This is a genomic window from Elizabethkingia argenteiflava (genome assembly GCF_009904105.1).
Taxonomy (GTDB): domain Bacteria; phylum Bacteroidota; class Bacteroidia; order Flavobacteriales; family Weeksellaceae; genus Elizabethkingia; species Elizabethkingia argenteiflava.
In genome coordinates this window covers 24,000-39,809 of sequence record NZ_JAAABJ010000651.1, presented here as the reverse complement: position 1 = coordinate 39,809, position 15,810 = coordinate 24,000, and the positions used below count along the sequence as shown (strand labels likewise).

General features: G+C 36.9%; 16 protein-coding genes. 11 read left to right on the top strand and 5 right to left on the bottom strand.

Annotation, left to right across the window (positions count from 1 at the left end; all coding sequences use genetic code 11):
- Window positions 1-65 precede the first annotated feature (65 nt).
- From GNY06_RS12895 to GNY06_RS12865, 7 genes are all read left to right on the top strand, one after another.
- Window positions 66-434, top strand: coding sequence for a DoxX family membrane protein (locus GNY06_RS12895; protein WP_166520463.1), 369 nt, complete (start codon window positions 66-68; stop codon window positions 432-434).
- Window positions 435-974: 540 nt separating this feature from the next.
- On the top strand, window positions 975-2,618 hold the full coding sequence (pgi, locus tag GNY06_RS12890; protein ID WP_166520462.1) for a glucose-6-phosphate isomerase: 1,644 nt from the start codon (window positions 975-977) through the stop codon (window positions 2,616-2,618).
- Between the two features lie 31 nt (window positions 2,619-2,649).
- Window positions 2,650-3,534, top strand: a complete 885-nt coding sequence (locus GNY06_RS12885; protein ID WP_166520461.1) for a bifunctional 5,10-methylenetetrahydrofolate dehydrogenase/5,10-methenyltetrahydrofolate cyclohydrolase — start codon at window positions 2,650-2,652, stop codon at window positions 3,532-3,534.
- 5 nt (window positions 3,535-3,539) lie between these two features.
- The gene (locus GNY06_RS12880) at window positions 3,540-4,169 is read left to right on the top strand and encodes a 7-carboxy-7-deazaguanine synthase QueE (protein WP_166520460.1); all 630 of its coding nucleotides are present in this window, start codon (window positions 3,540-3,542) and stop codon (window positions 4,167-4,169) included.
- A gap of 299 nt (window positions 4,170-4,468) precedes the next feature.
- Window positions 4,469-5,218 (top strand): MlaE family ABC transporter permease, encoded by a 750-nt coding sequence (locus tag GNY06_RS12875; protein WP_166520459.1) that lies wholly within the window; start codon window positions 4,469-4,471, stop codon window positions 5,216-5,218.
- Window positions 5,218-5,994, top strand: a complete 777-nt coding sequence (locus tag GNY06_RS12870) for an ABC transporter ATP-binding protein (RefSeq protein ID WP_166520458.1) — start codon at window positions 5,218-5,220, stop codon at window positions 5,992-5,994. Before GNY06_RS12875 ends, GNY06_RS12870 begins: the two co-directional genes overlap by 1 nt.
- Before the next feature lie 17 nt (window positions 5,995-6,011).
- Entirely contained in the window at window positions 6,012-6,641 is a 630-nt protein-coding gene (locus GNY06_RS12865) for an outer membrane beta-barrel protein (RefSeq protein ID WP_166520457.1), read from the top strand.
- A gap of 40 nt (window positions 6,642-6,681) precedes the next feature.
- Here GNY06_RS12865 and GNY06_RS12860 read toward each other — a convergent pair whose 3' ends face one another.
- Window positions 6,682-6,972, bottom strand: coding sequence for an MFS transporter (locus GNY06_RS12860; RefSeq protein WP_166520456.1), 291 nt, complete (start codon window positions 6,970-6,972; stop codon window positions 6,682-6,684).
- Window positions 6,973-7,030: 58 nt separating this feature from the next.
- On the bottom strand, window positions 7,031-7,831 hold the full coding sequence (locus GNY06_RS12855; protein WP_166520455.1) for a M48 family metallopeptidase: 801 nt from the start codon (window positions 7,829-7,831) through the stop codon (window positions 7,031-7,033).
- A gap of 127 nt (window positions 7,832-7,958) precedes the next feature.
- Between GNY06_RS12855 and GNY06_RS12850 the strand changes: the two genes are divergently transcribed.
- Window positions 7,959-8,483: a DUF4251 domain-containing protein gene (locus GNY06_RS12850; RefSeq protein ID WP_166520454.1), complete on the top strand. Its 525-nt coding sequence runs from the start codon at window positions 7,959-7,961 to the stop codon at window positions 8,481-8,483.
- 96 nt (window positions 8,484-8,579) lie between these two features.
- Here the strand turns inward: GNY06_RS12850 and prfA are convergent, their stop codons facing one another.
- The 3 genes from prfA to GNY06_RS12835 form a co-directional block, all read right to left on the bottom strand.
- Window positions 8,580-9,665 (bottom strand): peptide chain release factor 1, encoded by a 1,086-nt coding sequence (gene prfA / locus GNY06_RS12845; RefSeq protein WP_166520453.1) that lies wholly within the window; start codon window positions 9,663-9,665, stop codon window positions 8,580-8,582.
- Between the two features lie 139 nt (window positions 9,666-9,804).
- A complete protein-coding gene (locus GNY06_RS12840) occupies window positions 9,805-10,080 on the bottom strand; it encodes a hypothetical protein (protein ID WP_166520452.1) in 276 nt (91 codons plus the stop codon).
- A 100-nt stretch (window positions 10,081-10,180) separates the two neighbouring features.
- Complete coding sequence (locus GNY06_RS12835) at window positions 10,181-11,788, bottom strand: fumarate hydratase (RefSeq protein WP_166520451.1); 1,608 nt, start codon at window positions 11,786-11,788, stop codon at window positions 10,181-10,183.
- 158 nt (window positions 11,789-11,946) lie between these two features.
- On the opposite strand from GNY06_RS12835, the gene fumC reads away from it, so the two are divergent.
- The 3 genes from fumC (at window position 11,947) to GNY06_RS12820 (ending at window position 15,689) form a co-directional block, all read left to right on the top strand.
- Window positions 11,947-13,344 (top strand): class II fumarate hydratase, encoded by a 1,398-nt coding sequence (gene fumC, locus GNY06_RS12830; protein WP_166520450.1) that lies wholly within the window; start codon window positions 11,947-11,949, stop codon window positions 13,342-13,344.
- Window positions 13,345-13,667: 323 nt separating this feature from the next.
- The gene (locus GNY06_RS12825) at window positions 13,668-13,820 is read left to right on the top strand and encodes a hypothetical protein (protein ID WP_166520449.1); all 153 of its coding nucleotides are present in this window, start codon (window positions 13,668-13,670) and stop codon (window positions 13,818-13,820) included.
- Between the two features lie 93 nt (window positions 13,821-13,913).
- Window positions 13,914-15,689, top strand: a complete 1,776-nt coding sequence (locus tag GNY06_RS12820) for a MutS-related protein (protein ID WP_166520448.1) — start codon at window positions 13,914-13,916, stop codon at window positions 15,687-15,689.
- Window positions 15,690-15,810 lie beyond the last annotated feature (121 nt).

Genomic DNA, 15,810 nt, shown 5'->3' with positions numbered 1-15,810 from the left:
GCTTTACAATAATGTGTAAAGCTTATTTTTTTTAATTTCGTTTACAACTATTAAATCATTAAACCATGAGAGTTATAAAATTTATCATTTTCTTATTATTTGGGCTCATCCTTATCAATGCAGGTCTCGACAAATTTCTTAATTATATGCCCGCTCCAAAACCCTCTCCCTATCAGCAAAAAGCATTCACCAGCCTATCTTCTATTACCGGCCTTATGTATATAGTTGCCGTTGTAGAAGTTTTAGGGGGAATGTTAATTATCCCTCCTAAAACAAGGGCAATCGGAGCTATTATGATTTTTCCGATTATGATAGGTATACTGCTTTATAATCTGAATGATCCATTAGGCTTAATCATTACCGGAGTGCTAAGTCTTCTTAACCTTTGGGCTATCTTGGATAATATTTATAAATACAAAAAACTCATCGGCTAGCCTTAATAAAGATAAAGAATACAGTAAGTCCATTTTATAAAGAAACTCCACTTTGCAGCTCTAAATAGTGACCATGTGCTGTATCAGTATAAAAACAGGCTCACTCCGAAAAAAATAAGCATACCTTCAGCAGAATAAAATTTTAAAAAGCGCAGAGTATTTAGTCAAAAGAACCCGGTTCATTGACTATTATCAGAGGGAATTTTTTATACTTAAGTAGATATTACATCTCCATGAACAGATTATGAAAAAAATCGCATAATTTTTATTTCTAACTTATCCACAATAAAGCTAGATCTAGTGGAACTCTCTTGAAACTTTCTGAGACTATAGCTATAATTAAGGATTTTCTGTAACTTAGGATTACCCTAAACTCGAATTCTAAGCAATACTGATCGCTAAAATTTCGAATATTGAATTAAAAATCAAATAAAAAGAGACGTTCTATCACCGTCTCTTTTTTATGGATTATTCGGTTAGCAAAGTCCAAGAAATCCAATACGATTGCTTAAATTTGCATCTTAAAAAAAGATTAAATCAATGTCTTTAAACACCATTAATCCGACAGAAACCAAAACCTGGGCCTTATTAAAAGATTATTTTGCTACCCATAATTTTGATCTAAAATATTTATTTCAAGAAAATAAAAATAGGTTTTCGGAGTTTTCAATTCAAAAAGAAAACTTGCTGTTCGATTACTCTAAAAACCTTATTGATTCAACAGTTCTCAAGCTACTTTTGAAACTAGCCGAAGAATGTCAGCTCAAAGATGCTATTGAAAAAATGTTTACTGGTGATTTTATTAACCAGACTGAAAATCGCGCAGTTCTCCATACAGCACTAAGGAATTTTGGAGAGGAGAAAATTACCATCAAAGGTGAAGATATCAACGAGGATATTCTGAGGGTACTGGCACAGATGAAAACTTTCTCAGAGAAAGTTATTTCAGGCCAGCATAAGGGTTTTTCTGGTAAACCCTTTAGCGATATCGTGAATATTGGGATAGGCGGCTCCGATTTAGGACCTGTGATGGTGTGCAATGCACTGCAACATTATAAAACACGATTAAACACCCATTTCGTTTCCAATGTAGATGGAAACCATCTTGCGGAGGTACTTAAAAACCTCAATCCCGAAACTACTTTATTTATCATTGCTTCCAAAACCTTCACTACCCAAGAGACCATGACCAATGCGCTATCGGCAAAATCGTGGTTCCTGCAAGCAGGAAGGGAACAAGATGTTGCAAAACACTTTGTTGCTATTTCTACCAATGTTGAAGTGGTGAAAAATTTTGGTATTGCCGAAGAAAATATTTTCCAATTCTGGGATTGGGTAGGCGGAAGATATTCACTGTGGAGCGCTATAGGTTTAAGTATCATCCTCGCTGTAGGATATGATAATTTCGAACAACTCCTGCGCGGAGCACAAAATAGCGATCAACACTTTCGAAATACAGAATTTCAGAATAACATACCTGTAATAATGGCTTTGTTAGGGATTTGGTACCGCAACTTTTTTGATGCCAGCTCCTATGCCATACTACCCTATAGCCAATACTTAGACCGGTTCCCTGCCTATCTACAACAGGGAGATATGGAAAGTAACGGCAAATCTGTAGATAGAAGCAGTGCTTTTATAGCTTACAAAACAGGCCCTGTTATATGGGGAGAACCCGGCACCAATGGGCAACACGCTTTTTATCAATTATTACACCAAGGTACGGAACTTATCCCCGCAGATTTTATCGCTTATGCTAAATCTAACAATCCTCTCAGCGACCATCAAGAGAAGCTTATGGCTAACTTTTTTGCCCAAACGGAAGCTTTAGCTTTCGGTAAAACTAAAGAAGAGGTTGTTCTGGAATTAAAGAAAACCAAAAAAAATGAAACAGAAGTCAGTTTTCTGACCAACTTTAAAACCTTCCTGGGCAACAAACCTACCAATTCTTTTATTTTTGAAGCACTTACCCCCTTTAGCTTGGGACAATTAATTGCTTTCTACGAACACAAAATATTTGCTCAGGGAGTGATCTGGAATATTTTTAGCTTCGACCAATGGGGGGTAGAATTAGGAAAGGCATTGGCCAACAAAATTCTTCCGGAACTACAAAAACCAAATGAGATCACATCCCATGATGGCTCTACAAATGGATTAATTAATTTTTATAAAAAGTATAAATAGGATAAATCTATAAAAAGTAAAAAAAAGAAAAATGGCAAACATCCTTAATGGTTTAATCGTATCCAAAGAAATAAAACAGGAAATAAGAGCGGAAGTACAAAAAATTATTGCAAACAAGAGACGCCCTCCCCATTTAGCTGCAATATTGGTGGGGAATAATGCTGCGAGCAAAGCTTATGTAAATAGTAAAGTAAAAGATTGTGAAGAAGTAGGTTTCACTTCCTCATTGGTCAAATTTCCGGCTACGGTTTCCGAATCTGAACTATTGGAAAAAATCCAGGAGTTAAATAAGTCTAAAAAAATAGATGGTTTTATCGTCCAGCTGCCACTACCTGCACAAATTGATCAGGAAAAAATTATTATGGCCATCGATCCCCGAAAAGATGTGGATGGCTTTCACCCAGAGAACTTTGGTAAGATGGCATTGGAAATGGACAGTTTTTTACCCGCAACGCCTTTTGGGATCTTAACCCTACTGGAAAAATACCAGATAGAAACCCAGGGTAAGCACTGTGTGATTATTGGCAGAAGTCGCATTGTAGGGCGGCCTATGAGTATTTTAATGGGTCGAAAAGATTTCCCAGGAAATGCTACAGTAACCCTTACCCACTCTTACACCAAGGATATTGAAGCGCATATAAAGAAAGCAGATATTGTCATTACCGCATTGGGAGATCCTTATTTTCTGAAAGCGGACATGATAAAAGAAAATGCTGTGATTATTGATGTAGGAATCACCCGAGTAGAGGATAACTCCGAAAAAGGCTACCACCTGGCAGGTGATGTGGATTTTGATAGCTGCCAGAAAAAGGCCAGTTGGATTACACCCGTACCGGGCGGAGTGGGCCCCATGACTAGAGCGATGCTTATGAAAAACACTCTTATCGCCTATAAAACATCTGTGTATAATGATTAATGAAAATGAATAAAGAGCAAGATATCTTATTAAAAGAAGGTAAAATACTCCCTGTAATGGAGCACTTTTATACGCTGCAGGGAGAAGGTGCCCATAGTGGAAAAGCGGCATATTTCATCCGGTTAGGAGGCTGCGACGTTGGCTGCCACTGGTGCGATGTAAAGGAGAGTTGGGATGCCGATTTACATCCTCTTATGGAAGTAGAGGAGCTGGCAATAACCGCTTCAAAAGAATGTAAAACTATTATTTTAACGGGTGGAGAACCCTTGATGTGGAACTTAGAAATTCTAACCGCTAAACTAAAAGAACAGGGCTGCACGATTCATATTGAAACTTCAGGTGCCTACCCTTTAAGCGGATACCTGGACTGGATTACGCTCTCCCCTAAAAAAACGGGTCTTCCCCTAGAAGCCATCTACCAAAAAGCCCATGAACTAAAGGTTGTTATATTCAATAACCACGATTTCAAATTTGCAGAAGAACAAGCTGCTAAAGTGTCGGATAGCTGTAAATGCTATCTACAAAGCGAATGGAGCAAAAAAGAAGAAATGTACCCTAAAATTACGGCCTATATACTAGAGCATCCCGAGTGGCAAGCCTCTATACAAACTCATAAATATTTAAATATCCCTTAAATAGCTTCTCCTTAGTTGGAAGAGTGAATCTGTTTTCGCCCTTTAGGGAATTACCTAAGAATTTCAGAATTCTTGGACCTATATTCCCTCTAGTTAGGATGACTTGGTATTAAGCTGATTGTCTTGGGTATAAAAATATTTTTATATTTTTATGTTTTTATTTATAAGTCTATTTTACTTATTACCAGATCAATAAAGCATCTTTTAAGCGGTGTTTGAGATCATAAAGCCCTATAAAAAAGAAAACAATATTTAATTATTCAGTCATGGCATTTAAATAAAAATCTTAATTTCGCAATATGTTAAAACTTTTGGGCGCGATAGGCGAGTATTTCATACTATTAGGCAAAACCTTCCAGAAACCTCAAAAAATGAGAGTTTTTATGAAGCTTTTAATGAGAGAAATTAATGATCTTGGGGTTAATTCCTTTGGATTGGTTCTATTTACCTCGATATTCGTAGGTGCTGTAGTCGCCATACAGATGTACAATAATTTCAATGCTTCTGCTTTTCCTATTCCTCATTCCTTTATTAGCTATGCTACTAAAGTCGTTCTAATATTAGAATTCTCACCTACTATTATCAGTGTGATTCTTGCTGGAAAAGTAGGTTCCTATATTGCATCAAGTATCGGGACCATGCGCGTAACCGAACAAATCGATGCTCTAGAAATTATGGGCGTAAATTCACCCAATTTTTTAATTCTGCCCAAAATTGTAGCCAGTGTCCTGTTTAATCCCCTTCTGATCGCTATTAGCATTGTTTTTGGAATCCTAGGTGGGTATGGCGCCGGAGAACTTACCGGTAACTGGACAAAAGCCGATTATATTGTGGGAATACAAATGTATATGCCCGCTTACTTTATCTGGTATGCCTTTTTTAAAACGGGCGTGTTTGCATTTTTGATCGCTACGGTTCCTGCATTTTTCGGTTATAACGTAAAAGGAGGTTCACTGGAAGTGGGCAGAGCCAGTACACAGGCCGTTGTATGGACTATTGTAGCTATTATTATCGCTAATTTAATACTCACTCAATTATTCCTAAGCTAATGATAGAAGTAAAAGCATTAAGAAAAAGCTTTGATGATATTGAAGTGCTAAAAGGCATCTCTACTCGCTTTGAAGATGGTAAAATTAATTTGGTTATAGGCCAAAGTGGCTCTGGGAAAACGGTTTTTCTCAAATGTTTACTCGGCGTCTTCAACCCTAGCTCCGGAGATATAGATTTCGATGGAAGAAATTTTGTTCAAATAAGCCGAGAGGAAAAACAGAGTATTCGATCTGAAATAGGAACGGTTTTTCAAGGAAGTGCTCTTTTTGACTCTATGACGGTGGAAGAAAATATTATGTTCCCTTTGGATATGTTCACCAATCTCACTTATCAGGAGAAGAAAAAAAGGGTAACCGATGTGATAGGAAGAGTAAAGCTAGAAAATGCTAATACAAAATCCCCTTCAGAAATATCCGGAGGCATGCAAAAAAGGGTAGCTATTGCACGTGCTATTGTGAATAATCCCAAGTATTTGTTCTGCGATGAACCCAACTCCGGACTGGATCCCAATACTTCAATAGTCATTGATGAGTTGTTAAAAGAAATTACCGAAGAATATAAGACCACAACCATCATCAATACCCATGATATGAACTCAGTGATGACAATAGGTGAAAAAATTGTATACCTGAGAAACGGACTGGAAGAGTGGGAAGGCTCTATGCATAATATTCTTACAGCCGACAATCAACATTTAATCGATTTCGTTTATTCTTCAGCCTTATTTAAGGAATTAAGAAAAACCTTATTAGAAAAAAAACAGAATTCTAAATAAAAACAAAATTTTAAATTATGAAAAAGTTATTCGTCTTTTTAATGCTTAGTGCAGCGATTGTTGCACAGGCTCAGGTTAGTTTCGGAGTAAGAGCCAATACCTTAGTGAATACTTCATCCTCCAAGTGGAAAGATATTAGTAGCGCTGCTCAGGGAGCTATTAGAAGCCCTAAAGATAATGCCGGTTTCAATGTTGGATTATCAGCCAAGATTAAATTGCCCGTAATTTCCTTATTTTTAATGCCAGAAGTTTATTACACCAATTTTAAGAGTAAAAGCACCTATGTGGAAGCTAATGGTAACCAAGTTGAACTTGCTGCTAAAAGCAATAGACTGGATATCCCTGTATTGGTAGGTTATGACCTTATAGGGCCTCTTAGCGCTTTTATAGGTCCCGTATTTTCGACCAACCTATCCAATAATGAAACTTTTAAAAACTTTAAAGAAGAAGGTTCTAAGAATTTCTCAGTTGGATACCAATTTGGTGCGAATCTAAAGATCTCAAAATTAATCATTAACGCCCGATATGAAGGTGCCCTGTCTAAAGACCAGCGTAAATTCGTCAACAATGTTGCCGGCAATAATTCCAAAATTAATTACGACAACCGCCCGAGCTTCTTTATCTTGGGTCTAGGTTACGATTTTTAAGAAGTAAATTAGAACTTGCTAATAAACAAAAGCCGGAATGTTAAATATTCCGGCTTTGTTCTTCCTCTGATCCTGTATTCTGAATAGATTGTGCTTGTTTTTCCCAATCTTCTTTTTCTTTTTGTAGTTGTTTAAACTCCCGCATTTTATGCTCTTTTTTTACGGCTGCTGCTTTGCTTATATACCCTACAATACCACCAAAAATAAGCCCAACGCCTATACCTCCTAGGGCTCCATATACCACCTGAAGATCTAATGCCATATCATTAAGGTAGAATAACACGACCCCTATAGCTAAAAATATAACCCCTACAAATGTCAAATTTTTCATATTGTGAAAATTAAAAATACTATTATATCAAATATAGTATTTTTTGCAATTAAAATCATTATTTCCCAAGCGCACTTCTATAATAAACCAAAGCTTTAGGCATCATGGCCTCCAAAGCGGTCTTTCGGTTCGCTGGGCTGGGGTGGGTAGATAGGAAAGCCGGTGTTCCCGTAGGGCCAGAGGCTTTTTGCATTCTATCCCAGAAAGCAGGGGCCTGGCGTGGGTCATAACCCGCCATAGCCATTAAATAAAGCCCCATCTGATCGGCTTCTGATTCTTGTTTCCTGCCATAGGCCAAAAGACCTACCTGAGCACTAAGAGGATATAACTGATTAAATATTCCCGCAATTTGCGCATTACTGATGGAAACCCCCACCAATTGTCCACCATACTGTGCCAATGTAGCCTGAGAAATTCTTTCGTTACCGTGTCCGGCTAAGGCATGGGAAATTTCATGTCCCATTACAACCGCCAAACCTGTATCATCTTGGGTTATCGGCAAAATTCCTGTATATACCGCAACCTTACCTCCAGGCATACACCACGCATTGAGCTGTTGATCTTGTATAAGATTAAACTCCCAATTATAATTCGCTAAATCTCTTTCCCTTCCTATGTTTCTATAATAATTTCTGGCAGCATTAGCGATTCTTTCTCCTACACCCCTCACCCGATTCGCTTCACCACCTGCAATGACTTTGTGCTTGGATAGGGTGGTCCTATATTGTTGCAAAGCCATGGCATTGATCTGACTACTATTGATCATTTGTATGGATTGTCTACCGGTGATAGGGTTGGTGACACACCCTATGAAAGCTATCATTATAATAACTAAACCGATCATGCTTAATATTCTCATAGAAGTAAATTTATTAATCTGTATAAAAATCAAATTCTATTCCAAAAGAAATAAAATCATTTGATAATTGTATAACTTAGTGGAGCAAAAAAACAATTAATCTAGATTTTAAAATAAAGTTTTAAAAATGAAAAAATTATGTATAGGTCTGCTCATGGGGCTATTTATACCCTGTATAATAGGTTGTTCCTCTACCGTTAACTATGCGGAAGCAAGCAAGGTAATTGATTTAGTGGAGCAGGATAATTATACCTTTGTAGCGACAAAGGCTTATCCCATGGATCAGGCGACAATGAATATATTAGGATCTCTACGCCCTACAGGTTCAGGATGGGGAATATTAAATCTTGACTACGTCTATGGATTTAGCTTAGAACACACCTTAATAAAGGTTGATCTACCTTACTTTGGAAGGGTATTCTCTCCGACGATCGATCCTTCTAAAAACAGTGTGAAATTCAAATCTAAGAACATAAGCATTCTCAAAAAGAAAAATAAAAACCGTTATTACGTGACGCTACAAATCCATGATGTACAAAACATTCAGACGATGTATTTAGACATCTTTAATAATGGAAAAGCCCGTTTATCTATCAATTTTACCGATCGCCAACCTATAAGCTATGATGGTTATATCGATAAAGGACTATAAAAGTAAGTGTAGTCTTTATCCCTCACTATCATAACGAACATTCCAAAGTAAAAGGGGACGAATTTTCACCCCCTTATTATTTATTTTGGTTCCCGTTTAAAAATGCTCTTCTTCTCCCTTCATTTTCTCAGCATTTTCTGCCATGATCACGGCATCTATCATCTCACCAATATCACCGTTCATATAAGCATCAAGATTATAAATGGATTTATTGATACGGTGGTCGGTTACTCTTCCCTGTGGATAATTATAGGTTTTAATCTTAGCCGAACGATCCCCCGTAGAAACCATGGTCTTACGCTGTGCAGCAATATCACCCTGAACTTCTTGCAACTTTATATCGTACAATTTAGCACGGAGCATTTCCATAGCCAACTCACGGTTAGCCAACTGAGAACGCGCTTGCTGACACACGACTACAATACCTGAGGGTTTATGGGTAAGCTGTACTTTGGTTTCTACTTTATTCACATTTTGTCCTCCTGCTCCTCCTGAACGTGAAGTTTGCATTTCGATATCCGCAGGATTAATTTCTACATCAACCTCTTCGGCTTCCGGAAGAACAGCCACAGTAATCGCAGAGGTATGAACACGACCTTGGGATTCCGTCTCTGGAACCCGCTGCACACGGTGAACACCAGATTCGAACTTCATAATACCATAGACGCCTTCTCCTTCTACCTTCATAATAAGCTCCTTATAGCCTTTAGAAGCCTCATTAGCATCGGTTACCTCATGCCTCCAGCCTTTGATTTTGAAATACATAGAGTACATTCTGTAGATATCTTCCACAAAAATAGCGGCCTCATCTCCTCCTGTTCCGGCACGTAGTTCCACAATTACATTTTTATCATCAGCGGGATCTTTAGGAATCAATAAGACTTTTAGCTCTTCCTCAAGTTCAGGAATTTTTCCCTGTGCCTCCTGTTTTTCCATCTTGGCCAAATCCACCAGATCCTTATCAGAGCCATCAGCAATTAGCTCCTCGGACTCCTTAATGGTATCTAATGCCAACTTATACTGATCATATACTTTTACAATTTTTCCTAAATCGCTATATTCTTTATTGAGCGAAGAATATCTTTTCTGATCGGAAATAACATCGGGTTGAATAATCAAATCGGCAACTTCGTTATATCTCTGTTTTATGGCTTCCAACTTCGGGACTAAACTCTTTGACATAATGGAATTTTAGGGGGCAAATATACGGAATTTAAAAAGATGATAAAATCTTAAAGATAACCCTAATACAGATCCAAACAGAAAAATCCGCTCTTCCAAACAGAAAAACGGATTAGATTTATATTATTTTGCTCTAAACTTAGTGTGCAGCCCCTCCTCCTACAGGCGCCTGCCCCGCAGGTCTACGATAGATAAGCTCTATTCCTTCCTGCTCATACAGATTTTTATATCTTACTTCTTCTGGGTCAAAGTTTTTATTTTTTTTCCCAAAATACTCCAATAGGCCTTCGGTTAACCACAATGGAACAATATAAGAGGAGAACATAAAGATACACCAAAATCCCGCCAAGAACATGACAAAGAAATAAATAGTCCAAAGAAATTGATAAAACGGCCAAAAAGATGATAAGATCATTCCTCTAAAATTTTATGGAGCAAAAGTAAAATATTTTTACTGGTATACAAAAGAATTTTTCTTCTATTTTTTATTTCATATTCATTTTTTTTAATAAACCCTAATGGGCTAAATTGGCAAAGAAATCATTCCCCTTATCATCGGTAATAATAAAAGCCGGAAAATTAACAACCTCAATTTTTCTTACGGCCTCCATACCGAGTTCTTCAAAATCCACGACTTCCACAGATTTAATATTCTCTTTTGCAAGAATGGCTGCCGGTCCCCCTATAGAGCCGAGATAGAAACCTCCATATTTTGCACAGGCCTGGCTCACCTCTTTGCTGCGATTGCCTTTCGCCAGCATAATCATACTACCTCCATGCGACTGAAATTCATCTACATACACATCCATTCTTCCCGCAGTAGTAGGCCCAAAGCTTCCTGAAGCCATACCCTCAGGTGTCTTTGCTGGCCCCGCATAATAAATAGGATGATTTTTAAAATAATCTGGCATCGGCTTTCCGCTATCGAGCAACTCTTTTATCTTCGCATGGGCAATGTCCCTAGCTACAATTAAAGTTCCGTTGAGTATCAGCCTCGTCTTAATCGGATATTTTGATAATTCCGCCAATATTTCTTTAATGGGTCTGTTTAGGTCTACCGTTACAGGCGATTCCAGTTGTGGTGGTGTTTTAGGTAAAAAGATCTCGGGATTTGCTTCCAAGCGCTCTAAAAAAATTCCATCTTTCGTAATTTTACCCTTGATATTTCTATCGGCAGAGCAAGATACTCCCATTCCTACAGGGCATGATGCGGCATGGCGGGGCAGGCGTATCACACGCACATCATGGGTGAGATATTTTCCTCCAAATTGAGCTCCGATTACGGTTTCCTCACATATTTTCTGTACTCGTTTTTCCCATTCCAAATCGCGAAATGCTCTCCCTCCGATATTTCCCTCTGTAGGAAGATAATCATAATAACCGGCACTGGCCTTTTTCACGGCTGCAAGGTTGGCTTCAGCAGAAGTCCCACCAATTACCAGGGCTAAATGATAGGGAGGACAAGCCGCCGTTCCCAGATCCATTATCTTTGATTTGATAAATTCCTCAAGCGCTTTATCGTTAAGCAATGATTTTGTCTTTTGATAAAGAAAAGTTTTATTCGCTGATCCCCCTCCTTTCGCTAAAAATAAAAATTTATACACATTTCCTTGGCTGGCATAAATATCAATCTGAGCCGGTAAGTTGCATCCGGAATTTTTTTCTTCAAACATACTGATCGGAACCACTTGAGAATATCTTAAATTCTGCTTTTTATAGGTATTGTAAATTCCTTTTGATATCCATTCTGCATCATTAGCACCCGTATATACATTTTCTCCCTTCTGTGCTACACAGATCGCCGTACCCGTATCTTGGCAAGAAGGCAGAGCCCCCTTCACCGCTACAGAGGCATTTTGTAGTAAATTATACGCTACAAATCTATCGTTATCTGTAGCTTCAGGATCCTCAAGAATAAATTTTAACTTCTGTAGGTGAGAAGATCTTAACATAAAAGAAACATCCTTAAGTGCTTCTTCGGCTAAAATCTCTAATCCTTTAGGATCTACAATCAGTATTTCTCGATCTCCTAATTTTTCAATTTGTACATAATCTGTAGTAATTTTTTTATAGAGAGTGTCATCTTTTAAAATAGGAAAAGGCTCCTGATAATGAAATTCCATTGTTATATCTTAATTTATTTATAGATGTAAAAATAACAATTCTAGAACCTCTATAAGGCTTACTATGAGCAAAATCAGCTCCCATAACTATATTTATAATTATTATAAATTGGATTAAGACTTCGATTTGCTTAACTTTATAAAAAATTTAAATCACAATGAATTATAGGAAAGAATATGATACAATGGGAGAGGTGAGGGTCCCGGCGGATAAATTCTGGGGACCACAGACCGAACGCTCCCGAAACAACTTTAAAATAGGACCGGAAGGATCTATGCCCTATGAAATTATAGAAGCTTTTGCTTACCTTAAAAAAGCTGCTGCTTACGCTAATACAGATTTAAGAGTGCTTACATCTGCTAAACGCGATATGATTTCCAGCGTTTGTGATGAAATTTTGGAAGGAAAACTCAATGATCATTTTCCCCTAGTAATATGGCAAACAGGTTCTGGTACCCAATCGAATATGAACATCAACGAGGTAATTTCTAATAAAGCCCTTTTTGACAAAACAGGTCTCTTAGGTGAAAAATCGCCCCTACACCCTAATGACGATGTCAATAAGTCTCAATCTTCGAATGACACTTTCCCCACCGCTATGCATATTGCAGCCTATAAAAAAGTAGCAGAACACACTATACCGGCTGTTGAAAAGCTAAGAAATACCTTAAAGAAAAAATCGGAAGTTTTTAAAAGTATTGTAAAAATCGGAAGAACACATCTTATGGACGCTACTCCACTTACCTTAGGCCAAGAATTTTCGGGTTATGTCGCTCAGTTGGAGTTTGCTCTCAAAGCTATAAAAAATACACTTCCACATCTGTCAGAACTCGCCTTAGGAGGAACTGCTGTAGGAACAGGGCTGAATACGCCGGACGGCTACGATCTAAAAGTGGCAGAATATATTGCAAGATTTACGGGACACCCCTTTATTACGGCAAGAAACAAATTTGAATCTTTAGCGGCCCATGATGCTATTGTAGAAACCCACGGAGCTCTGAAACAACTGGCTGTCTCCCTGTTTAAAATTGCACAAGATGTCCGCATGCTGGCGTCGGGTCCCCGTTCTGGTATCGGAGAAATATTTATTCCGGAAAATGAACCTGGATCTTCCATTATGCCTGGCAAAGTAAACCCTACCCAGAATGAAGCCATAACCATGGTATGCGCTCAGGTGCTGGGTAACGACACGACCATTTCTTTTGCTGGAACACAAGGACATTATGAGCTCAATGTTTTTAAACCCGTAATGGCCTATAACTTTCTACAGTCGGCACAACTCTTGGGAGATGCCTGTCTCTCCTTTAACAGCCATTGTGCCGTAGGAATAGAACCTAATGAAAAACGGATAAAAGAACTATTGGACCAGTCTCTTATGTTGGTTACTGCACTAAACCCCCATATTGGCTATGAAAATGCGGCTAAAATCGCTAAAACAGCACACAAAAATGGAACGTCTTTAAAAGAAGAAGCCGTTAACCTAGGTCTAATGACCGCAGAACAGTTTGATGAATGGGTAAAACCAGAAGATATGGTGGGAAGTATGAAATCCTAATGTGAACTAACGAATCAGAATTCCTTAAAAAAGAAGCCTATTAAAAAAAATACCTTAGCCATTCTCTTTTAATTATAAGAACAAATCATTTAACCTATGTCAGAAAAAGACATTCGGGATTAAATGGTTTGTTTTATTTAAATGAGTGTTTTTTCGCATCATATGGATTTTTACTCCACAAACTAAATCAGATTTTAGCGTTTTGGAGGAAGAAAAATCCGCAAGACTTCGTTTTTCAAGTAGGCTACATCCGCAAAAATTTTTAGTCGTAATTTGTATAGGGAAACTCTTTTTTAAACGGTTATATTTACAAAATACATTTGATGAATGCTAAGTTTATCCGTCGGTTAAAAAATCTCAAAATTATGAATTTACAGCATTTGAATTTATTAGAGCTGAACGCTCAGGAAATGAAAGAAACTATTGGTAGTGGCTTGACATTATGTGGAATTTATGTGCTCCGTTCCCTCTACTAACTGAGATGACATTTGGATCGTATCGGGATGCTAAACGCTAAATGCTTTTAATAAAATTATATAAAGAAGCTTGTTAATTTAAACAAGAATAATATGCAAGAAATAGAAAATATTATACAAAACCACCAATATTTAATTGATAACACTAATAAAAAGAGAAATATTATCAGTTTTTTAAGGATTTTTAGTTTTATCGCCTCTGCTGTTAGCCTATATAAATTTTTATCTACCTCTTTAAATGTCTATTTCATCTTATTCTTAATCTCTTGTATTGTTTTTTTATTGTTAATTTTTATTTCAAAAAAATTTCAGGAGGTAATTCTTTATTATCAGAATATTGTTCAAGTATGTTTAGGCATAAAAAAAGAATTTTGTGATCAACAACCCAATATGGAGCACGTTGATCACCACCCCTATAATAAAGATTTGGATATCTATGGTGAAAAGTCTTTATTCTCTAAAATCAATAGAACCGAAACATTTCTTGGGAAACAGAGATTATCTTATTATTTATCCCATCACCTGATAGAATGCGATCAAATTAACGAAAGGCAAATGGCGATCAAAGAACTTTCGTCCAAAATGGACTGGTGTATCTATTTCCTTGCAAAAGCAAAATTACTTGATCTGGATAATTTCAATAAGGATGTTTTTGAACAAACGAATAACAGCTTTCTAAAAATATCAGCTTTTACCCGAGTAATATTATACTTAATCTCTATTGTTAACCTCAGCCTTTTAACAGCCTGTATCTTTACAAAATTTTCTCCGATAATACTAGGAATCACCGTACTTTTCATCAGTGTTAGTTCGCTTATTGTTAAGCTCAAATATGGAAAGCTAATTAAAAATACTTATTCTAATATTCATTTAAGAGCTGCTCAATATCATGAATTTAAAGACCTCTTCTCTTTTATTGAAAAAGAAGTTTTTCAGGCTAAAATTAATCACTCATATCAGGAAAAGCTTAGGAAACCTTCCGCCTCTATATCTCTGAAGAAAATAGCACAACTCATTCAAAATCTTGAAAATGGACATGCCCCTTTATTGGGGGTAATCCTCAACACCATTTTTTTATGGAATTTACACCATAGCATAAAAATAGATAAGCTTCTGAGCGATCTAAAAAGCCATATCCCAGATTGGTTTGATACATTTTCGGAATTTGAAGCGCTAATTTGTTTTGGTATTTTTGCTTATAAAAATAAAAATTATAACTATCCCATTTGTTCAGAAAACTCCCCCTTATTAGAAATAGAGAAGATCTCACATCCTTTAATATCTTCGGAAAATAGTATTAGCAACAATTTCACAATTGGGAATTCAAATAATATTGCCATTATCACAGGAGCGAATATGACCGGAAAAAGTACTTTTCTTAGAACAATAGGAGTCAATCTTATACTGGCCATGAATGGGTGTCCTCTGCCAGCGAAAAAATTTATTTTCCGCCCCATGAAAGTATTTACCAGTATGAGCTCGAGCGATTCTTTATCCGATGGTACTTCTTATTTCAATGCAGAAATAAAAAGACTTAAGCATCTGCTTGAATATTTGGAAAATAATATACCGCTTTATATTATTCTGGATGAAATCCTAAAAGGCACTAATTCTAAAGATAAATTAGAGGGTTCTCAATTATTTCTAGAAAAAATAATCTCACTTAATACGGCCTTTTCCTGCATTATTGCCACACATGATTTGGAGCTTACCAATATGGTGGAGGATTATCCCCATCATATCATCAACCGGTGTTTTGAATTGAATGAAGTCCAAGGTAAACTAGAGCCTGATTTTAAATTAAAACATGGAGTTACAAAGACCATGAACGCCATCAGATTAATGAAAGAATATAAAATTATTGATTAATAACCATTAAAACTATACTCCCCTCAGCCCATTTCTGTTTACCATCAGTGCATATGAATATGTATAACGATAAAAAAAATTGCTTTTTGCTTTTCTCTTATGAAATAAAGGTAGAGAGAAC